16 protein-coding genes are annotated in these 19,583 nt (G+C 65.7%); 12 read left to right on the forward strand and 4 right to left on the reverse strand.

The features are described from left to right. The first annotated feature begins 1 nt into the window (after window position 1). The 9 genes from P6U31_RS34885 (at window position 2) to P6U31_RS34925 (ending at window position 10,351) form a co-directional block, all read left to right on the forward strand. The gene (locus P6U31_RS34885) at window positions 2-2,080 is read left to right on the forward strand and encodes a sensor histidine kinase (RefSeq protein ID WP_407186123.1); all 2,079 of its coding nucleotides are present in this window, start codon (window positions 2-4) and stop codon (window positions 2,078-2,080) included. Next, window positions 2,050-3,795 carry a DUF3369 domain-containing protein gene (locus P6U31_RS34890; protein WP_407186124.1) on the forward strand — a complete coding sequence of 582 codons (1,746 nt, stop codon included), beginning with the start codon at window positions 2,050-2,052 and terminating at the stop codon, window positions 3,793-3,795. Before P6U31_RS34885 ends, P6U31_RS34890 begins: the two co-directional genes overlap by 31 nt. Window positions 3,796-3,805: 10 nt before the next feature. Then, window positions 3,806-4,543, forward strand: a complete 738-nt coding sequence (locus P6U31_RS34895) for a response regulator (RefSeq protein ID WP_407186125.1) — start codon at window positions 3,806-3,808, stop codon at window positions 4,541-4,543. A gap of 281 nt (window positions 4,544-4,824) precedes the next feature. Further along, window positions 4,825-5,436 (forward strand): sigma-70 family RNA polymerase sigma factor, encoded by a 612-nt coding sequence (locus P6U31_RS34900; protein ID WP_407186126.1) that lies wholly within the window; start codon window positions 4,825-4,827, stop codon window positions 5,434-5,436. 372 nt (window positions 5,437-5,808) lie between these two features. Continuing rightward, window positions 5,809-6,507 (forward strand): cytochrome c biogenesis CcdA family protein, encoded by a 699-nt coding sequence (locus tag P6U31_RS34905; protein WP_407186127.1) that lies wholly within the window; start codon window positions 5,809-5,811, stop codon window positions 6,505-6,507. Between the two features lie 31 nt (window positions 6,508-6,538). Further along, window positions 6,539-7,102 carry a redoxin domain-containing protein gene (locus P6U31_RS34910; protein WP_407186128.1) on the forward strand — a complete coding sequence of 188 codons (564 nt, stop codon included), beginning with the start codon at window positions 6,539-6,541 and terminating at the stop codon, window positions 7,100-7,102. Between the two features lie 89 nt (window positions 7,103-7,191). Next, a complete protein-coding gene (locus P6U31_RS34915) occupies window positions 7,192-8,163 on the forward strand; it encodes a hypothetical protein (RefSeq protein ID WP_407190043.1) in 972 nt (323 codons plus the stop codon). A gap of 471 nt (window positions 8,164-8,634) precedes the next feature. Beyond that, window positions 8,635-9,228 (forward strand): L,D-transpeptidase, encoded by a 594-nt coding sequence (locus P6U31_RS34920; protein WP_407186129.1) that lies wholly within the window; start codon window positions 8,635-8,637, stop codon window positions 9,226-9,228. Window positions 9,229-9,313: 85 nt separating this feature from the next. Continuing rightward, window positions 9,314-10,351, forward strand: coding sequence for an amino acid ABC transporter substrate-binding protein (locus P6U31_RS34925; protein ID WP_407190044.1), 1,038 nt, complete (start codon window positions 9,314-9,316; stop codon window positions 10,349-10,351). Window positions 10,352-10,628: 277 nt separating this feature from the next. Here P6U31_RS34925 and P6U31_RS34930 read toward each other — a convergent pair whose 3' ends face one another. Together P6U31_RS34930 and P6U31_RS34935 are read right to left on the reverse strand one after the other, a co-directional pair. After that, the gene (locus tag P6U31_RS34930; RefSeq protein WP_407186130.1) at window positions 10,629-11,768 is read right to left on the reverse strand and encodes an acyl-CoA dehydrogenase family protein; all 1,140 of its coding nucleotides are present in this window, start codon (window positions 11,766-11,768) and stop codon (window positions 10,629-10,631) included. Window positions 11,769-11,889: 121 nt separating this feature from the next. After that, a complete protein-coding gene (locus tag P6U31_RS34935) occupies window positions 11,890-13,089 on the reverse strand; it encodes an acyl-CoA dehydrogenase family protein (protein ID WP_407186131.1) in 1,200 nt (399 codons plus the stop codon). 138 nt (window positions 13,090-13,227) lie between these two features. On the opposite strand from P6U31_RS34935, the gene P6U31_RS34940 reads away from it, so the two are divergent. Both P6U31_RS34940 and P6U31_RS34945 read left to right on the forward strand, forming a co-directional pair. Further along, window positions 13,228-13,773 (forward strand): carboxymuconolactone decarboxylase family protein, encoded by a 546-nt coding sequence (locus P6U31_RS34940; protein ID WP_407186132.1) that lies wholly within the window; start codon window positions 13,228-13,230, stop codon window positions 13,771-13,773. Window positions 13,774-14,066: 293 nt separating this feature from the next. Beyond that, complete coding sequence (locus P6U31_RS34945) at window positions 14,067-14,558, forward strand: VOC family protein (RefSeq protein WP_407186133.1); 492 nt, start codon at window positions 14,067-14,069, stop codon at window positions 14,556-14,558. Window positions 14,559-14,637: 79 nt separating this feature from the next. On the opposite strand, the gene P6U31_RS34950 is transcribed toward P6U31_RS34945, so the two are convergent. Both P6U31_RS34950 and P6U31_RS34955 read right to left on the reverse strand, forming a co-directional pair. Continuing rightward, complete coding sequence (locus tag P6U31_RS34950) at window positions 14,638-15,876, reverse strand: MFS transporter (protein ID WP_407186134.1); 1,239 nt, start codon at window positions 15,874-15,876, stop codon at window positions 14,638-14,640. Between the two features lie 141 nt (window positions 15,877-16,017). Further along, window positions 16,018-17,265: an MFS transporter gene (locus P6U31_RS34955; protein ID WP_407186135.1), complete on the reverse strand. Its 1,248-nt coding sequence runs from the start codon at window positions 17,263-17,265 to the stop codon at window positions 16,018-16,020. 212 nt (window positions 17,266-17,477) lie between these two features. Here P6U31_RS34955 and P6U31_RS34960 point away from each other — a divergent pair, with 212 nt between their 5' ends. Further along, entirely contained in the window at window positions 17,478-19,547 is a 2,070-nt protein-coding gene (locus tag P6U31_RS34960; RefSeq protein ID WP_407186136.1) for a prolyl oligopeptidase family serine peptidase, read from the forward strand. Window positions 19,548-19,583 lie beyond the last annotated feature (36 nt).

Raw genomic sequence — 19,583 nt, forward strand, 5'->3', positions numbered from 1 at the left:
GTTGGCTGCACTTGGACATCACGATCACGCAGACCGGCCGCCCGGCCCGCTCGGGCGGCTGCGGGCGCGGCTGGTCGGCGTGCTGCGGGCGGTGCCGATCCGCTGGCGCATCCTGTCGATCGCCGCGCTGAACTCCGCCGTGGTGGTGGTGCTGGTGGCGATGATCTGGAACGGCGCGCAGGTGCTGGGCTCGGCCTGGGACGATGTGCGCCAGGTGCGCGAATCCGACCGGATCCTGGCGCTGCTCGAAAGCGAGACCGGGCGGCTGCAGAACCTGATCCACCGCTACATCAACCAGCCGAGCCCGGACCTGTTCGCCGAGATCCTCCTGCTGCGCGAGGCAGTGCTGGGCACGCTGACGGGCCGCGCCGCCAAGGATCCGATGCTGTCGGGCTCGGTCGAGGAGCTGGAGCGCACCACCGACCGCTTCCTCAACGGTTTCGGCGAGCTGCGCAGCGTCCAGGCCACCATCGCCAAGACCTATGAGGAGCAGGTGCAGGGCCCGGCCAAGGACATGGCCGGCCTTTATTCCATCATCGAAGGCGCCACCGGCCATCGCGACGCGCTGATCTGGCCCTCCCTGGGAAAATCCCGCGAGGCCTTCACCGCGATGCTGGTGGCGGCCAATTCCTACTATCTGTCGCTGTCGCCGGGCGCGGCCGACGACGCCCGCCGCAACACCGAGACGATCGAGAAGACCATCCCCGTGATGATCGATCTCGCCGACAACGACCTGCAGAGGATGGCGTTGCAACGGCTCGGCGCCCGCACCGCCGCGCTGCGCGAGGGCTTTGCCAAGCTGTCCGAGCAGCTTGCAAGCCGCACCGAGCTCCTGCGCAACACCATCGACGCCAGCCAGGCCGAGGCGATCGGCGCCATCGACGACCTCTCCACCAAGATGCGCCAGCGCGAGCAGAAGGCGCAGGAGACCTTTGACCGCACGCTGGCCGACATTTCCAGGCGCGTGCTGTCGATCGCGGTGATCTTCCTCGGCATCATCCTGACCGCCGGCGTGATGATCGCGCTGTCGATCCGCCTGCCGCTGCAGCAGATCATGACCGCGATGCGCGCGATCACGCTCGGCGATCTCGACCGCGAGGTGCAGGGAACGAAAGCGCGCGACGAGGTCGGTGCCATGGCGCGCGCGGTGGAGGTGTTCCGCGAGAACGCGATCGCCAAGCGCCAGACCGAAGACGAGCTGCGCGCCTCCAAGGAGAAGGCCGAGAGCGCGCTGCTCGAGCTCAACACCGCGCAGCAGAACCTGATCGATGCCGAGCGGCTGGCGGCGCTCGGCGGCCTCGTTGCCGGCGTCGCGCACGAGGTCAACAACCCGATCGGCATCAGCCTGACGGTGGCCTCGAGCTTTGCCCGGCGCACGGAAATCTTCGAGGCCCAGCTCAAGGGCGACGGCGGCTTGCGCCGCTCGCAGCTGGAGGAGTTCGTGCAATCCTCGCGCGACGCCTCGCAGCAGCTCGTCGCCAATCTCCAGCGCGCCGGCGAATTGATCCAGTCGTTCAAGCAGGTCGCGGTGGATCGCTCCCATGCCGAGCGGCGGCAGTTCAGCCTGAGCGAGGCCACCGACCAGATCATTGCAAGCCTGCGCCCGGTCTTGAAGCGCTCGCCGATCACGCTCGAGGTCGACGTGCCCGAGGGGCTGCTGCTCGACGGCTATCCCGGCTCCTATGGCCAGATCCTGACCAATCTCTTCCTCAACGCCGCCAACCACGCCTTCGCCGACGGGCGCGCCGGCACCATCACGATCTCGGCCCGGCCGCGCGGGACCGACGACATCGAGCTGATCTTCACCGATGACGGCGCCGGCATGACCCCTGACGTGCAGCGCCAGGCCTTTGACCCTTTCTTTACCACCCGGCGCAATGAAGGCGGCACGGGTCTCGGCCTGCATATCGTCTATAACCTCGTCACCCAGCAGCTGGGCGGCCGCATGATGCTGGAATCCAAGCTGGGACAAGGTACTACTTTTCGCATTATCATGCCCCGGGTCGCCAAGGGCGGCGCGCAAAGCACAGAAAGTGACGGGACTTCTCAATGGCCGAACAGGACGATGTCCTCCACCTGATCGACGATACCGGTACCGCGTCGGAGGATAGCAACGCCCGCAAATGGAAGATCGCCGTCATCGACGACGATCCGGCCGTGCATGACGGCACGCGTTTTGCGCTCTCGGATTACAGCCTGAACGGCCAGAGCCTCGAGATCCTGTCGGCCTATTCAGCGGCAGAAGGCCGCAAGCTGATGGCCGAGCACCGCGACGTCGCCGCCGTGCTGCTCGACGTCATCATGGAGACCGACGTCGCCGGCCTCGAGCTGGTCGAGTTCATCCGCAACGAGATCCGCAACGAGACCGTGCGCATCATCCTGCGCACCGGCCAGCCCGGCCAGGCGCCGGAGCGGCGCGTGATCGTGCAGTACGACATCAACGACTACAAGGCCAAGACCGAGCTCACCGCGGACAAGCTGTTCACCTCGCTGACCGCGGCGCTGCGCTCCTATCAGCAGCTCGAGCGCATGGTGCAGACGCGGCGCGGGCTCGAGATCATCATCGACGCCGCCTCGACCCTGTACGATTTCAAGTCGATGCAGCGGCTCGCCGAGGGCGTGCTGACCCAGCTCGCTTCGCTGCTCAACGTCGATTGCGCCGGCATCCTGGTCCTGCGCGACAATGGCGGCGTCGACCCCGAGCTTTCGGTGCTCGCCGGCAGTGGCTGCTACAGCCGCTTCATCGGCACCACGTCCTCGAAGGCGCTCGACCCCGAATTGCGCGAGATGGTGGAGGCCGCGTTCCAGCGCCGCAAGAATGAATTCGCCGACCACCGCAGCGTGATCTACTTGCGCACCGGATCCGGCCGCGAAGTGGTGGTGCTGCTGCAGGCCGAGCGCGAGCTGTCGGAGACCGACCGCTCGCTGGTCGAGATCTTCTCGAGCCGACTCTCGATCGCCTTCGACAACGTCATCCTCTACCAGCAGCTCCAGGAGGCCAACACCCAGCTGGAGGACCGCGTCGCTCAGCGCACCCGCGCCCTGATGCAGGCCAACCGCCGCCTCTCCGCGCAATGGCTGCGGCTGCAGCGTGCCAACGGCTTCAAGAACGAGATTCTGGGCACCGTGGCGCACGACCTGAAGAACCCGCTCGGCGTCATCCTCGGCCGCACCGAGATGCTGAAGGAGCTGATCTCGACCGGCGCTTCGGAAAGCGGCGTGGTCGCCCAGGTCGACCATATCCGCGACGCCACCAAGCGCCTGACCACGATGGTCGATCATCTGATCTCGGACGCGATGGCCGATGCCTTCGACATCACCATCCGCCGCGAGCCGGTCGACGTCGCAGGGCTGGTCAAGGAGGTCGCCGAGGCCAACCAGCCGCTCGCCGTCAACAAGCAGCAGAGGATCAGCGTCACCGCACCGCCCAACATCGTCACCATGTGCGACACCGACCGCATCCGCGAGGCGATCGACAATCTCATCAGCAACGCCATCAAATACTCGCCGATCGGCGGCAAGATCGACGTCGCGGTCAGCCACGAGGGCAGCGACACCATCGTCCGCGTCAGCGACGAGGGCGCCGGCCTGTCGCCGGAGGATCTCGGCCGCCTGTTCGGCCGCTTCCAGCGGCTGTCGGCAAAACCCACCGCCGGCGAGAGCTCGACGGGGCTCGGGCTGTCCATCGTCAAGCGGATCGTCGACATGCATGGCGGCGAGGTGACCGCCGAAAGCGATGGGCCCGGCAAAGGCTCGACCTTCACCATCACCCTTCCCGCGACCGAAATGCCGTGATGCAGAGACCATGACCCAAAGCCAGCACATCATGATCGTCGACGACGAAGCCCCGGCCCGGGAGATGGTCGGCGATTATCTCAAGATGCACGGCTTCACCGTGACCCTGTGCGACGGCGGCAAGTCGCTGCGCGCAGCGATCCAGAGCAGCATGCCTGATCTCGTCGTGCTCGACCTCAACATGCCCGAGGAAGACGGCCTCTCGATCATCCGCGACCTCAAGAGCCGCATCAACGTGCCGGTCATCATGCTGACGGCGACCGCAAGTCCGATCGACCGCGTCGTCGGCCTCGAGCTCGGCGCCGACGATTACGTCGCCAAGCCTTGCGAGCTCCGCGAGCTGATGGCGCGCATCCGCTCGGTGCTGCGCCGAAGCGTGCCGGCCAAGGCGGCCGCGCCCGACGCCGCGGCCGCAAAGTCCGACAAGGAGCAGCTGGTGCGGTTCGGCACCAAATGGCTCGACCTCGAAGCGCAGGCCTTGCGCGACGACGAGGGCAACGAGCATCCGCTCACGGCATCCGAGTTCGGGCTGCTCAAGGTGTTCGCGGCCAATCCGAAGCGCGTGCTGTCGCGCGAGCGCCTGCTCGAGCTTGCGAATGCCCGCGACGCCGAAGCCTTCGACCGGGCGGTGGACCTGCGCATCATGCGCATCCGCCGCAAGATCGAGCCCGACCCGGCCAAGCCCGCCGTAATCCGCACCATCCGGGGCGGCGGCTATCTGTTCTCGCCGCAGGGCGAGAAGGCGTAGCGTGGGGCAAGCGCGCCCTCGGGCGCGACCAAACGCAAATCGCCGGGATTCGTTCCTCGGCGCTCCCGTCCGCCGCAAAACACCCGTCCCCGTATTTTCCGTACATTGAAATTCCACGATTTTTTGCCCCGATTGTTTCGTCGCGGCCCTTCCGACGAAACAATTTGACGGCGCACGAAACCATTTTCCGCTTTTCGTGCAGACGTCCCGAAACGTTGGCTCATTAACACTTTGGTCCAAGGAAACGCCGCTCGGTTGCGGCGCTACGGGGAGCCAAGTCCATGCCGAACGTCATCGCCATCAACGCCCAGGCCAGCCAGAGCATCATCGCCGCTCAGGCGACTTCGGACGACATGCTCCTCGAGAGCATTGCCGACGGCAACCGGACGGCCATGCACATCCTCTATTGCCGACATAATGTGCGGGTCTATCGCTTCATCCTGCGCATCGTCCGCGACGCCACCGCGGCGGAAGACCTCGTCAGCCAGGTGTTTCTGGACGTGTGGCGGACCGCCGGCCAGTTCCAGGGCCGCTCCCAGGTTTCGACCTGGCTGCTCTCGATCGCCCGCTTCAAGGCCCTGACCGCGATGCGCCAGCGCCGCTTCGAGGACATCGACCAGGAGGACGTGCGCCAGATTCCCGATGATTCCGATACGCCGGAGACCTCGCTGGACCGCAGCGACACCAGCGCCATCCTGCGCGCCTGCGTGCAGAAGCTGTCGCCGGCGCACCGCGAGATCATCAACCTCATCTACTATCACGAGAAGTCGGTGGAGGAGGTCGGGCAGATCATCGGCATCCCCCAGAGCACGGTGAAGACGCGGATGTTCTACGCCCGCAAGCAATTGGCCGATTTGCTTAAGGGCGCCGGCGTCGACCGTTTTGCGGCGTAAGCTTAGCTTTTTCAAATGGATAGGGCCCGATATCGAGCCCCATCTCTGGACACGGAAGCGTTACCGCCGACGAAACAATTGAAACAAACGACAACATCAGGCGGAAAAACTTCCCCCCTATAAACCTCCCATACGGTTTCGTTAAACCTCCCAAGACCTCCAGCGACCCGGACGATGCCCCCGTCCGGGTCGTTTTGTATTTGGGCCCGCGTGGTTGCCGCGAACTCCCGCACCTGCCGCTTGCGGGAGAGGGAGCGCACCGCCGCTGCGGCGAACAGAATGCCTCAAAGTCCCGTCACGAAGCCGTGACACCGCGTAACGACTGCCACGCCCGCCCCGAACTGCCCTCGTGACCTCCGCCACGAGTGGCTCATGCTCGAACTGATCTTCGCTCTCCTCGCCGGCCTCCTCACCATCGCCGCGCCCTGCACGCTGCCGATGCTGCCGATCCTGCTCGGCGCCTCGATCGGGCGCGCGGGGCATTGGCGGCCGGCGATGATCGCGCTCGGCTTCGTCGTCTCCTTCTCGGCCGTCGCGCTGCTGCTGGGCGCGCTGACGCGGCTGTTCGATTTCGATCCGAACGTGCTGCGCGAGGCGGCCTCGATCCTGCTGCTCGGCTTCGGCCTCTTGATGCTGTGGCCGGCGCCCTTCGAATGGCTGTCGATCCGGCTCAACGGCTGGCTCGATCTCGGCAACGCCGGCGCCGCGCAGCGCGACGGCGCGCTCGGCGGGCTCGTGCTCGGCACCACGCTCGGCCTGGTGTGGACGCCCTGCGCGGGGCCGGTGCTCGGCTCGATCCTGACGCTGGTTGCGACCCAGAAGAACGCCGCCTGGGCCGGCACGCTGCTGATCGCCTACGCGATCGGCGCGGCGCTCCCGATGCTGGGAATCGCCTATGGCGGACAGGCTGCGACAACGCGCGTGCGCAGCCTCGCGCGGATCAGCCCGCGCCTGCAGCAGGGCTTCGGAATCGTCGTGATCGCCTTCGCGGTTGCCGCCTATTTCCAATACGACACGCTGATCGTGGCGTGGCTCACCGGCTTCTATCCCACCGGCCAGATCGGCCTGTAACCATCGAAGATTTCACCCGGAGGACGCTTCCATGACTTTCAAACTGCTCGCCGTTTCCGCCGCTCTGATCGGCATGGCCGTCACCGGCGCCGTCATCCCCGGCATCTGCGACGAGGCGGTGCGTGCGACGCCCATCGTCACCGCCGCCGCGAGCCAGCAGACCGCGCCCGACTTCGCCGGCATCACCAACTGGTTCAACTCCAAGCCGCTCAGCCTCGCTGATCTCCGCGGCAAGGTCGTGCTGGTCGACTTCTGGACCTATGGCTGCGTCAACTGCGTCAACACGCTGCCGCACGTCACCGACCTCTACGCCAAATACAAGGACCGGGGTCTCGTCGTGGTCGGCGTGCACACGCCGGAATTCCCGTTCGAGCGCTCAACCTCGAACGTGCAGGCCGCGCTGAAGCGCCACGGCATCACCTATCCGGTGGCGCAGGACAATGATTCCAGGACCTGGAACGCCTACAGCAACCAATATTGGCCGGCGCAATACATCATCGACCAGAACGGCAAGATCGTGTTCCAGCACGCCGGCGAAGGCCGCTATGACGAGATCGACCGCACCGTAGCGAAGCTGCTGAACACCAGCAGCTGAGCCGGCGCGGGCGCAAGGTGACGGCGTTGTTGCTTGACACCACGGAGCCATCCGTGGAGTTTCGCGCGCAACGCAACCAGCCGCCCGCAATGGACGACGCGACCAGCACCGACATTCGCCTTCGTGAAGGCTCCTCGATCGCGCAGCGGCTGGTGATGTCCGGCTTTGCCGCCGCGGTCGCGCTGTGCTTCACGCCGGGCCTGTTCACCCAGGATAGTCTGGAGATCGTCATCTCGGTGGTCGCGCTGCTGGTCGGCGCGGGATTCGTCGTCGGCATCATGCTGGCGCCGGCCGTGGTGTGGATCATCACGCCGAACGAGATCCTGATCGGGCGGCAAAGTCCGTTCGGAAAGCTGCGCACGCGCATCGTGACCAAAGACGACATCACGGGGTTGCAGGTCCCCGGCAGCAAGAGAGTGAAGGCCCGCTTTCAACTCGTCTTCACGCTGGCCTCCGGAGAACGCCTGACGTCTCCGCCGATCGCCGACGTCACCCATGTTCGCGACACCGTGGCCCGGATCGCCGCGCAGTTCGAGGTTCCCAATGTCGAGGAGCCCGTCAATCCGCTCGATGCCAGCAATCCCGAGATGCATCTCGGCGAGCCGCTGGAGGCGTTTTCCGCGCGCGACATCTGGATCGTGTCGCTGGTTGCCGTCGCGTTGTCCGCTCTGCCCTATGCCTACAAGCTCTGGCGCGGCCTGCCGCCCAGCCATGTCGACATCCTGCTGCTGCCGCTCGGCGCGATCGCCGCACTCGCCGTGCACCGCTATGCCAACCTCGTGACCGGCGCGTTCTGGATCATCCGCGAGCGTGACATCCGCGTCGAACGCCTGTGGGGCGACGGCACGCCGCGTGCGGACCATATCGAGGGGCGCGAGGTGAAGACGATCACCGTGGACCGCCGCGGCCGGTCCGAGGACGAACATTGCATCGTGACGATCCGCCTGCGCTCGGGACGACGGTTTCGCAGCCCGCGGATCGGCTCGCGGGGCGAGGCCCGCGCCGTGGGCACCGAGATCGTGCGGCGGCTCGGGATCGCGGCGGAGAGCAACAAGATCTGACTGTGAGCCGGCAGCTTGCCCGTGGCCATCCTTCGAGACGCCCCCGCCTGCGGCGGGCCCTCAGGATGAGGGCAGAGTGCCCGGCGACAATTTCGATGAGCAGCGCTGTTTCTCAGCCTCATCCTCAGGATGAGGCTAAGCGGCATCGGAGCCCGTCGAAACCAGCGAAACGCACTCGGTCCTCATCCTGAGGGTCCGCCAACGGCGGGCGTCTCGAAGGATGGCCGCACGCGACATCACTCGCATATGCGATAGCCCTGCCCGCGAGCCGAGGAGGGAGTGCACTGTCCCCGCGGTTGCCATCTATGCTTTTCGCGCCATCCCCTGTTTGTGGCATTGCGCAGGGCGCGTCAAAAAACCGAAGCATTCTCGTGACATGCCAGGATCGCGCGCCATCAACTTGCCATGAACCTGCCCCTCAGGTTTGATGGTTCCGAATGATTTGCGCTGTGGCAGCGGGGAGAGCATCACATGACCAATTTTCGTCGCCTGACCGGCATGTTCATGGCTGCGGTGGGGCTTATTCTGTCCGCGCCGCAAGCCTTCGCCCAGCAGCCTGACCGCGGCGACGAGCCGGGCCTGATCGCCGACGACAGCTACGAGCTCGAGCCGGAATGGCAGAAGCAGGTGGTGTACTTCCGCACCACCGAAGCGCCGGGCACCATCATCGTCTCGACCGCCGAGCGGCACCTCTATCTGGTACAGCCCGGCGGGCGCGCGATCCGCTACGGCATCGGTGTCGGCCGCGATGGTTTTCAGTGGCAGGGGCTGGTGACCATCACCAACAAGAAGGAATGGCCGGATTGGACGCCGCCGCCGGAAATGATCCAGCGCCAGCCCTATCTGCCGCGCTTCATGGCCGGCGGCCCCGGCAATCCGCTCGGGGCACGCGCGATGTATCTCGGCACCACGGTCTACCGCATCCACGGCACCAACCGTCCCGACACGATCGGCACCAAGGTCTCCTCGGGCTGCTTCCGTCTCGTCAACAACGACGTCGCCGATCTCTACGATCGCGTCCCTGTCGGCACCAAGGTCGTGATCCGGCAGAAGCCGGAGCTCTGAGGCTTCGATCCGAGCATGGTCCTGCTGACCATGCTCGCCGCCTTCCCTCCAATTCCTTTTCCCGATTTTTCGAGAGAGCAACATGATGCGCAGTTTTCGTGGCGGCCTGCTGATCGGGCTCGCGGTCGCCGTGCTGGTCGCTGTCCTGGCCATCATCTACGAGTTCTACGACACCCGCACGCTGAAGCGCACCGTGCGCCGCGGCGAGGTGCTGTGTGGCGTCAACAAGGGCCTGCCGGGCTTCTCGATCCCCGACGACAAGGGCAACTGGACCGGCTTCGACGTCGACTTCTGCCGCGCGGTGGCAGCCGCCATCTTCAACGATCCCGGCAAGGCCAAATTCGTCCCGCTCGATGCCAGCGAACGGTTCAAGGAATTGCAGAGCCGCAAGGTCGACATCCTCTCGCGCAACTCGACCTGGAGCATGGCGCGCGAGCTCGACTACGACCTCTATTTCCCGGCAGTCGCCTATTACGACGGCGCCGGCTTCATGCTGCCGCGTTCGCGCAACAAGGAGACTTCGCTGGACCTGACCGGCAGCAAGGTCTGCGTGCAGGCCGGCACCACCACGGCGCTCAACGTCGCCGACTACTTCAAAGCCAACAACATGAAGTATGACGAGGTGAAGTTCGACAAGCTGGATGACGTGGTGAAGGCCTACGACACCGGCAAGTGCGACACGCTCTCGGCCGACGTCTCCCAGCTCTATGCGCTCAGGCTGAACCTGACCAAGCCCGGCGACCACATGATCCTGCCGGACATGATCTCCAAGGAGCCGCTCGCCCCCGTCGTGCGCCAGCGCGACGACGACTGGATGATGATCGTGAAGTGGACGCTCTATGCCATGATCAACGCCGAGGAGCTCGGCGTCACCTCGGAGAACATCGACGAGGCGCTGAAGTCGAAGAAGCCGGACGTGATGCGTCTCGTCGGCACCGAAGGCAATTACGGCGAGCAGCTCGGCCTGACCAAGGACTGGGCCGTGCGCATCATCCGTCACGTCGGCAATTACGGCGAGATGTATGACCGCAACATCGGCGAGAAGTCGAAGCTGAAGATTCCGCGCGGCATGAACCAGCTGTGGAATGCTGGTGGCGTGCAGTACGCGCCGCCGATGCGGTAAGGGACGGTCTCTCCGCCGTCATTGCGAGCGAAGCGAAGCAATCCAGAATCTTTCCACGGCAACAGTCTGGATTGCTTCGTCGCAAGCGCTCCTCGCAATGACGAGGTTTGATACAGCCGCGCCACGCTCTCAATCGTCATGCCCGGGCTTGTCCCGCCTGCGCGGCCGAGCCGCTTCGGCGCGGCGAAGGCCCGGGCATCCACGTTTCCGAGGCACCGAAGAACGTGGATGGCCGGGACAAGCCCGGCCATGACGGTTCGCGTTTATTGCCCCCACTTCAATACCCCCGCGCCCTTGCCAGCTGCTCGATGTGGTAGTTGGCATCGCCGAACAATTCCTCGCACACCCTTGCGCGTTTCATGAAGAAGCCGATGTCGAACTGGTCGGTCATGCCCATGCCGCCATGCATCTGCACGCCTTCCTGCACCGCGCGCGTGGCGGTGGTGCCGGCGCGCGCCTTGGCGACCGCGACGGCCGGCGCGGCCTTGGCGACGTCGGCGTCCAGCGCCTGCAGTGCCTTCATGGTCGCGGCGCGGGTGATCTCGATGTCGATATAGAGCTCGGCGGCGCGGTGCTGCAGCGCCTGGAATTCGCCGATCAGCTTGCCGAACTGCTTGCGGCTCTTGAGGTACTCGACGGTGCGGTTGAAGACCTCCTCGCTGAGGCCGACCATCTCGGCGGCGACCGCGCCGCGGCCGATGTCGAGCACGCCGTCGAGCAGCGCGGCGGCCTGGTCGACCTCACCGAGCACGCTATCGGCGGTGACCTCGACATTGGCGAGCTCGATCCGCGCTGCATTGTGCGCGTCGACCATGATGGTTCGTTCGATCGCGACGCCCTTGGCCGCAGGGTTGACCAGGAACAGCGTCAGGCCGTCGCGCTCGCCGGGTGAGCCTGCGGTGCGGGCGGCCACGATGAGGAGATCGGCAACGTGGCCGTCGACCACCAGCGCCTTGGCGCCCGAGAGCTTGAAGCCATTGCCGGCGCGCACGGCCTGCAGGCTGGTCTGCAGCGGACGGTGCTTGGCGCCTTCGTCGATCGCCAGCGTCGCGAGCAGCGAGCCATTGGACACTTTCGGCAGATATTCCGCCTTCTGCGCGGCATTGCCGCCGCGGGCGAGCGCCGAAGCCGCGACCACCGAGGTGGCAAGGAAGGGCGACGGCATCAGGGTGCGGCCGATCTCCTCCATCACGACACCGGCCTCGACATAGCCGAGCCCGCTGCCGCCGAACTCTTCAGGCACGAGCAAGCCGGCAAAGCCCATCTCGGCGAAGGCGTGCCAAAGCTCCTTGGAGAAGCCTGTGGGATCCTTGCTGTCGCGCAAGTGCCGCAGGTGCGACACCGGCGCCTTGTCGCTGATCAGCCCGCGCGCGCTGTCGCGGAGCATCGATTGTTCTTCGGTGAGGACGAGGGCCATGGGCAAGGTCTCTGGTATCGCGTGGAATGCATATTGTTGTTGTCATTCCGGGGCACGCGCAGCGTGAACCCGGAATCTCGAGGTTCCGGGTTCGATGCTGCGCATCGCCCCGGAACGACGACTACGCCCCCGGCAGATCCAGGATGCGCTTGGCGACGATGCCGAGCATGACCTCGGACGTGCCGCCCTCGATCGAGTTGGCCTTGGTGCGCAGCCAGGCGCGCGGACGGGCGCCCTGCTTGGAGCGCTCGCTCTCCCATTCCAGCGCATCGAGGCCGCCGGCCGACATCAGAATCTCGTAGCGGCGCTTGTTGAGCTCGGTGCCGTAATATTTCATCGCCGAGGAGAACGCCGGATGCGCCTGCCCGGCCTTGGCGAGATCGACTGCACGCTCGGCGCAGGCCGCGAGCGCAGCCTCGTCGACGTCGAACGTCGCGATCTTGCCGCGCAGCATGGCATCATCGAGCCTGCCTTGCCCATCGGTACCGATGGAATCCGCCGCGATCTGGCCGAGCGGACGGCCGACGCCGCGCTCGCCCATCCCTGAGATCATCGCGCGCTCGTGCTGGAGCAGATATTTCGCGACGTCCCAGCCGCGGTTGATGGTGCCGACCACATGCGATTTCGGCACCCGGACATTGTCGAAGAAAGTCTCGCAGAACGGAGAATAACCGGAGATCAAGAGAATGGGCTTGGTCGAAACACCCTTCGAGGTCATGTCGAACAGGATGAAGCTGATGCCGTCGTGCTTCTTCGCGGCGGGATCGGTGCGCACCAGGCAGAAGATCCAGTCGGCGTAGTTGGCGTAGGACGTCCAGATCTTCTGGCCGTTGATGATGAAGTCGTCGCCATCGCTCTCGGCGCGGGTCTGGAGCGAGGCGAGATCGGAGCCGGCGTTCGGCTCCGAATAACCCTGGCACCAGCGGATCTCGCCCGCGGCGATCTTCGGCAGATGCTCCCTCTTCTGCGCGTCGTTGCCGTATTTCAAGAGCGCCGGCCCGAGCATCCAGATGCCGAAGCTCGACAGCGGTGGTCGCGCGCCGATTCTGGCCATCTCGGCGCGCAGCACCTTGTGCTCGGCCGCGCTGAGGCCCCCGCCGCCATACTCCTTGGGCCAATCCGGCACGGTCCAGCCTTTGTCGCGCATGCGCTCGAACCAGATGCGCTGCGGCTCGGAGGAGAATTTTGCGTTGCGCCCGCCCCAGAACACGTCGGCATCGGACGTTGCGGGCTTGCGCATCTCCGGGGGGCAATTGGCTTCCAGCCAGGCGCGCGTCTCGTTGCGGAATGCTTCGAGCTCGGCGTTTTCAGTTTCGCTCATGGTCGTTTCCATCAATCAAAATCGACTTGTTGGTGGCGACTCTGGGCCAAGCTTCCGCGGAATTCAACCACTTCCGAGGGGCCGCATTCGGCTATAGTCGCCGGCGTGGCGGTGCTTGAAAACAAAGAGGAAACGAGAATGCGCCTGAAGCTTCTTTCGCCTGGCGAAATGAACGAGAGCCAGCGGCAGACCTATGACGAGTCGATTGCCGGCAAGCGCGGCAAGCCGCCGGCGCCGATGATGGCCTGGCTGAGCAGCCCCGACATGGCCCGTCACGCCACGCGGCTCGGCGAGGTGCTGCGCTACGACACGATCTTCCCGGCAAAGCTGTCGGAGATCGCGATCCTGGTGACGGCGCGGCACTGGACCGCGCATTACGAATGGTACGCGCATAAGCGCCTGGCGCTCGCCGGCGGCATGGATCCGAAAGTGATCGACGCCATTCGCGACCGCCGCACGCCCGACTTCGACGATCCCAGGGGCAAGATGATCTACGATGTCGCAAAATCGCTGCACGAGGGACACGGCGTCGAGAAGGGCCTCTATGACGAGGCGGTGAAGCTCCTCAGCGAGCGCGGCGTCGTCGAGGTGATCGGACTGTGCGGCTATTACACGCTGGTGTCGATGACGCTGAACACGTTCGAGTTCGGCCTGCCCGAGGGCGAGGTGTCCGAGCTGAGCTAGAGCGGGTGCAATCGATTCGGGTTGCTCGCCTACCTCTCCCCGGTGGGGAGAGGTCGGATTGCGAAGCAATCCGGGTGAGGGGCCGTAGGATCTGGTGAGACCGTATCCCCTCACCCGGCTCGCATCTTCGATGCGATCCGACCTCTCCCTACGGGAGAGGTGAACCTCTGCCCGAGTTGGCACCTTCCGCTCATCGCCAATTGCTTTCCCATTCGGAAACGCTGGGTTTCGGAATGGGACGTAGCGCCGTCCCGGGGCCCGCCTTATGTGCGTGGTTTCGCTGGAGCATTCCCATGTCGCAAAACCCCGTTCATGCCGGCACCCGGATCGGCCATGTTCACCTCAAGGTCGCCGATCTCGACCGTGCGCTCGGCTTCTATTGCGGCGTGCTTGGCTTCGAGCTGATGCAGAGGATGGGCTCGGGCGCGGCCTTCATCTCGGCCGGCGGTTATCATCATCACATCGGGCTCAACACCTGGGAGAGCAAGGGCGGCTCGCCGCCGCCGCCGGGCACGACGGGGCTCTATCACACCGCCATTCTCTATCCGACGCGGGCTGCTCTCGCCGATGCGCTGCATCGCGTGCTCTCGGCCGGCATTGCGCTGGATGGCGCCAGCGACCACGGCGTCAGCGAGGCGCTCTATTTGCGCGATCCCGACCAGAACGGCGTGGAGCTGTATTGGGACAAGCCGAAGGAGCAATGGCCGTTCGGGCCGGATGGCAAGCTCGCGATGGTGACCAAGCGACTGGATGTTGAGGGGTTGCTGAGGGATCGGGAAACGTGAGGCCGTAGGGTGGGTTAGGCGAAGCCGTAACCCACCATGTCTCCGCAAGAACGGGGCGAAGTTGGCGGATTACGCTTCGCTAATCCGCCCTACGAAGCCTTTTCCCACGCACCAGGATCAACGCAGCCGCCGCCACCTCGAGCGCGATGCAGAGATAGAACGGCAGCGAATAGCCGCCGGACCAATCGCGCAGGGCCCCGACCACGCCGGGGCCGAAGGCGTAGGTGACCTGGTTGATCGCGGTGTTGAGGCTGATCAGCACGCCGAACGCAGCACTGTCGAATTCCTGCTGCACGATCAGCGACGGCAGCGTGATGAGGTTGCCGACCGAGAAGCCGAACACCGCGCAGGCCGCGATCAGCACGTAGTCGTTATGCAGGTTGACGACGACCAGCAGCGCCGCGGCCTGGCTGAGGAACGACAGCGCGGAGGCCAGCCGCTGGTTGAGACGGTCGATCACCAGCGAGCACAGCACGCGGCCGACCACCGCCATCGCGGTCAGCACCGCGACGGCGACCGCGGCGCGCTCGCGGCCGATCACGGGATCGAGGAACGAGATCAGGTGCACGATGAAGCCGACCTGCGCGAACAGCACCAAAGCAAACGCAATGGTCACCGTGAGGAAGCCAACATCGCGCAGCGCCCAGGCGCGGATCTCCGTCGCTGATTGCGGCTTCGCCTTCGCCGCCGCGTGCCAGCCATGGTGTTCGGGCGGCCGGCCGACGACGAGAAGGATCACCGGCAGCAGCAACGCCAGCATGGCCCCGGCGGCGATGTACATCGCGCTGGCAAAGCCAACATGGCCGATCAGCGTCACCAGCAGCGGCACGCCGGCGATGCCGCCAAAGCTGGCGCCGTTGAGCGCGAGGCTGATCGCCATGCCGCGCTTGTGGTCGAACCACAGGCTGATCGTGTTGGTGATCATGGCAAGACTGGTGCCGGCCCAGCCGAAGGCGAGCACGGCATCGGCGAGATAGAGCTGCCAGGGCTCGCGCACCGCGCCGATCGCAACCGCCGCCGCCGCCATCGCCAGCGTGCCGGCGATGAGGCTGAGGCGCGGGCCGTATTTGCGCACGGCCTCGCCGACGAAGACGACGAGCAGCGCGCCGAACAGGTAGAAGAACGTCGTGCCGGCGGAGATCAGCGTGGTCGGCCAGCCGCGCGCGCGCTGGAGCTCGGCGACATAGACGCTCTGGCCGTAGAAGCCGAGCCCCCAGCCGAAGGTCGCAAGCAGGAAGCAGACCGCAACGATGCGCCAGCCTTCATAGCGGAAGGAGGCTTCGTCGGTGGGAGCCAGATGATGGGGGTTGTCGAGCATTTGCGCTTCTCCTTCGCATCCCCCGCGAGCGCGTTGCTTGGCGCCCGCCTGTTCATGACGGGCATCATGTAACAACGCTGGTCCCGAAAATCACTTCGACCTGGATCGAACTATCGACGCTGCTGACGGCCTCCTGCCAATCTAGACCGCGTCCGGGAACTCGCCCATTGCCGCCTCCAGCTGCGCCTTGCGGCGACGGGCCCAGGAGACCAGCGAGAGCACGACGAGGCCGAGAACGACCGGCGGGAACACCACCAGGTTCACCGCCGACCAGCCGTAATTGGCGAGCAACTGGCCGGAGGAGAACGAGCCGATCGCCATCATGCCGAACACCAGGAAGTCGTTGAAGGCCTGCACCTTGTTGCGCTCCTGCGGGCGATGCGTCTCCAGCACCAGCGCGGAGGCGCCGATGAAGGAGAAATTCCACCCCACGCCGAGCACGATCAGCGTGGCCCAGAAATGCATCGCGGTGAGACCGGAGAGGCCGATGCTGGCGGCGCCGGCTTCCAGCAGCAGGCCGGCGGCGACGATCTTCGGGGCACCGAAGCGGGCGATCAGCGCGCCGGTGAAGAAGCTCGGCCCGTACATCGCGACGATGTGCCATTGAATGCCGAAATTGGAATCGGACACCGACAGGCCGCACATCTTCATGGCGAGCGGCGCCGAGGTCATCACCAGGTTCATCATGGGATAGGAGATGACGCCGCACAGCGCCGCCGCGATGAAGCGCGGCTGGGTCACGATGGTGAGCAGCGGCCGGCCGCCATGCAGATCGGCCGGCGCCGGTTTCGGCATGTCGACACCGGCAACGATGCCCATCGCCACCAGCGCCACCGCGGCCTGCACCAGGAAGCTGAAGGCGAACAGATAAGGCTGCCAGACATCCATAGTCCATTGCACGAGCTGCGGACCAAGCACGCCGGCGAAGACGCCGCCCGCCATCACCCAGGACACCGCCTTGGGCCGGTAGGCCGCGCTGGCGCCGTCGGCGGCAGCGAAACGATAGGATTGCGCGACGGAGCCATAGAGGCCGCCGAGAAAGGTCGCGATGCAGAACAGCGCGAACGAGCCGTGCAGGATCGCGAACGAGCCGAGCAGACCCGTGAGCGCACCGAGGCCGGTGCCGATGACGAAGGCCACGCGGCGGCCGAAACGGCGCGAGATCGCGCCGGTCGGCAGCGTGCCGGCGGCAAGCCCGACCACATACATCGAGATCGGCACAGTCGCGAACGACATCTCGGGCGCGAGCGTGGCGCCGACGATCGCGCCGGTGGCGAAGATCACGGCCGAGTTGGCGCCAGTCAGCGCCTGGGCCGCGGCCAGGCGCACCACATTGGCACGCACGCGGGCGTCGTCGGCGATCTCATTGGCTGTCGTCACGTCCAGCATCGGTATTTCCGCCCCAAAGGGACTTTCGAGGGCTATGTTGATTCGCGGCACTATGGAGAGGTGCGGAAGGACGGGCAACCGGCGCAAACGGGCGCGGGCCATGCCTGTGACGCAATCGCTGGGATGATAGCGGGTCGTGGCCTTGACGGCTTGCGCTCGATCAAATCCTATCCGCGGCGATCTCGGGGCGTTTCGTTCATCAGGAGTTGTTCATGTCCGTCGACGACCGGCCCACGCTTCAAGCTCCCGACGACGATCCCTTTCTGTGGCTGGAGGAGATCGAAGGCAAGCAGGCGCTCGATTTCGTCGAGCGCCAGAACAGCCTGACGCTCAGCGCGTTCGGCGGCAAGGCCTTCGAGCACGACCGCGATCTCCTTACCGCGATCTACGACCGCCCCGACAACATTCCCTATGTCAGCCGGCGCGGCTCCGAGCTGCACAATCTCTGGAAGGACGCCGCCAACCCGCGCGGCCTGTGGCGGCGAACAACGATGGCGGAGTTTCGCAAAGCCACTCCAGCGTGGGAGATCATGCTCGACATCGATCAGCTCGCGCGCGACGAGAACGAGGACTGGCTGCTCGGCGGGATCGCCAGCAGGCCTGGAAGCTCACGCGTGATCCTGAGCCTGTCGCGCGGCGGCAGCGATGCGGTGACGCTGCGGGAATTCGACACGAAGACGAAGCGCTTCGTCGTTGACGGCTTCACGCTGCCGGAAGCGAAAGGCGGCGTCGACTGGCTCGATGCCGACACCCTGCTGCTGTCGAGCGCCCATGGCGAGGACGTGGCGACGAGCTCGGGTTATGCGCGGACGGTTCGGCTGTGGCGGCGCGGCCAGCCGGTCGATCAGGCCGAGGTCATCGCCGAGACCACCGCCGATCACATGGTGATCTATGGCATGAGCGACGACACCGGATCTCAGCCGCGGGTCTGGCTCGTCGACCAGATCGACTTCTTCAACCACGCGATCTCGCTGCGCGATGCGGCGGGCGCGATGACGAAGCTCGATCTGCCGACCGGCATCTGGCTGCAGGCCCATGGCGACTGGTTCGCGATGAAGCTGCGCAAGGATTGGACGGCCGGCGGGCGGACCTATGCCACCGATACCGTGCTCGGCATCTCGCTGTCGGCGTTCCTGAAGGGCAGCCGCGACTTTGCCGTGCTGTTCGAGCCGGCACCGCGGCGCGCCTTGCAGGGCCTGTTCTGGGCGGCGGGCAAGCTCGTGCTGTCGATCCTCGACGAGCTGCGCCCACGCTTTGAGATCTGCACGCCGTCGGCGGCCGGCTGGAAGCGCGAGATGCTGTCCGGCCTGCCGGACATCGGCGTCGTCGACGTCTGGACGCTCGATCGCCATCCTAGCGAGAGCAACGGCGACCTGCTCGCCAATGTGCAGGATCCGCTCACCCCGCCATCGCTGCTTCTGATCGAGCGGGGCGTCGCGAGCCCGACCGTGCTGAAGCAGGCGCCGAAGACCTTCATTGCCGACGGCCTCAGAGTGACGCAGCACGAGGCGATCTCCGTCGACGGCGAGCGCATTCCCTATGTGCAGACCGGCCCCGCGCACGAGACCGGCGATGCACCGGTCTATATGAGCGCCTATGGCGGCTTCGCTCTTGCGGTGAAGCCGTACTACAATTCCTCGCTCGGGACGCTCTGGCTAGAGCGCGGCGGCACCACGGTGCAGGCGAATTTGCGTGGCGGCGGCGAGTTCGGCACGCGCTGGCACGATGCCGGGCGCCTCGCCGGCAAGAAATTATCGCATGACGATTTTGCCGCGGTTGCGGCCGATCTCGTGCGACGCGGCGTGACGCGCGCGAAGCGCATCGCCGCGCAGGGCGGCTCGAACGGCGGCATCCTCATCACCAACATGCTGGTGCGCTACCCCGAGCGCTTCGGCGCGCTGTTCTGCACCATCCCGCTGATCGACATGCGCCGCTACACCAAGCTGCTCGCGGGCGCGAGCTGGATCGCGGAATATGGCGACCCCGACAAGCCCGAGGAGTGGGAGTGGCTGAAGACCTACTCCGCCTATCACAACGCAAAAGCCGGCCAGCCCTATCCGCCGATTCTGATCGCCACCACGCGGCGCGACGACCGCGTCCATCCCGGCCACGCGCGCAAGATGGCGGCGAAGCTGCAGGCGATGGGCTATGAGGCCTGGTTCTACGAGCCGGCCGCCGGCGGTCACGGCTATGGCAAGGACAACAAGGAGCGCGCCGGCTTCGAGGTGCTCGGCTTCCGGTTCCTGAAGGAGAAGATCGGCTGGAGGGATGGCGAGGCGTGAGGCGACTTTACAGATTGGTCGCCACAGTCGGCTCTT

Source organism: Bradyrhizobium centrosematis (assembly GCF_045571495.1).
Lineage (GTDB): Bacteria > Pseudomonadota > Alphaproteobacteria > Rhizobiales > Xanthobacteraceae > Bradyrhizobium > Bradyrhizobium centrosematis.

Coding starts and splice junctions, on each gene's coding strand:
- P6U31_RS34890 (WP_407186124.1), top strand. CDS start 2,050: ATGGCCGAACAGGACGATGTCCTCCACCTGATCGACGATACCGGTACC.
- P6U31_RS34930 (WP_407186130.1), bottom strand. CDS start 11,768: ATGGCCCTCGTCCTCACCGAAGAACAATCGATGCTCCGCGACAGCGCG.
- P6U31_RS34955 (WP_407186135.1), bottom strand. CDS start 17,265: ATGCTGGACGTGACGACAGCCAATGAGATCGCCGACGACGCCCGCGTG.
- P6U31_RS34910 (WP_407186128.1), top strand. CDS start 6,539: ATGACTTTCAAACTGCTCGCCGTTTCCGCCGCTCTGATCGGCATGGCC.
- P6U31_RS34905 (WP_407186127.1), top strand. CDS start 5,809: ATGCTCGAACTGATCTTCGCTCTCCTCGCCGGCCTCCTCACCATCGCC.
- P6U31_RS34915 (WP_407190043.1), top strand. CDS start 7,192: ATGGACGACGCGACCAGCACCGACATTCGCCTTCGTGAAGGCTCCTCG.
- P6U31_RS34960 (WP_407186136.1), top strand. CDS start 17,478: ATGTCCGTCGACGACCGGCCCACGCTTCAAGCTCCCGACGACGATCCC.
- P6U31_RS34950 (WP_407186134.1), bottom strand. CDS start 15,876: ATGCTCGACAACCCCCATCATCTGGCTCCCACCGACGAAGCCTCCTTC.
- P6U31_RS34940 (WP_407186132.1), top strand. CDS start 13,228: ATGCGCCTGAAGCTTCTTTCGCCTGGCGAAATGAACGAGAGCCAGCGG.
- P6U31_RS34925 (WP_407190044.1), top strand. CDS start 9,314: ATGCGCAGTTTTCGTGGCGGCCTGCTGATCGGGCTCGCGGTCGCCGTG.
- P6U31_RS34900 (WP_407186126.1), top strand. CDS start 4,825: ATGCCGAACGTCATCGCCATCAACGCCCAGGCCAGCCAGAGCATCATC.
- P6U31_RS34895 (WP_407186125.1), top strand. CDS start 3,806: ATGACCCAAAGCCAGCACATCATGATCGTCGACGACGAAGCCCCGGCC.
- P6U31_RS34920 (WP_407186129.1), top strand. CDS start 8,635: ATGACCAATTTTCGTCGCCTGACCGGCATGTTCATGGCTGCGGTGGGG.
- P6U31_RS34945 (WP_407186133.1), top strand. CDS start 14,067: ATGTCGCAAAACCCCGTTCATGCCGGCACCCGGATCGGCCATGTTCAC.
- P6U31_RS34935 (WP_407186131.1), bottom strand. CDS start 13,089: ATGAGCGAAACTGAAAACGCCGAGCTCGAAGCATTCCGCAACGAGACG.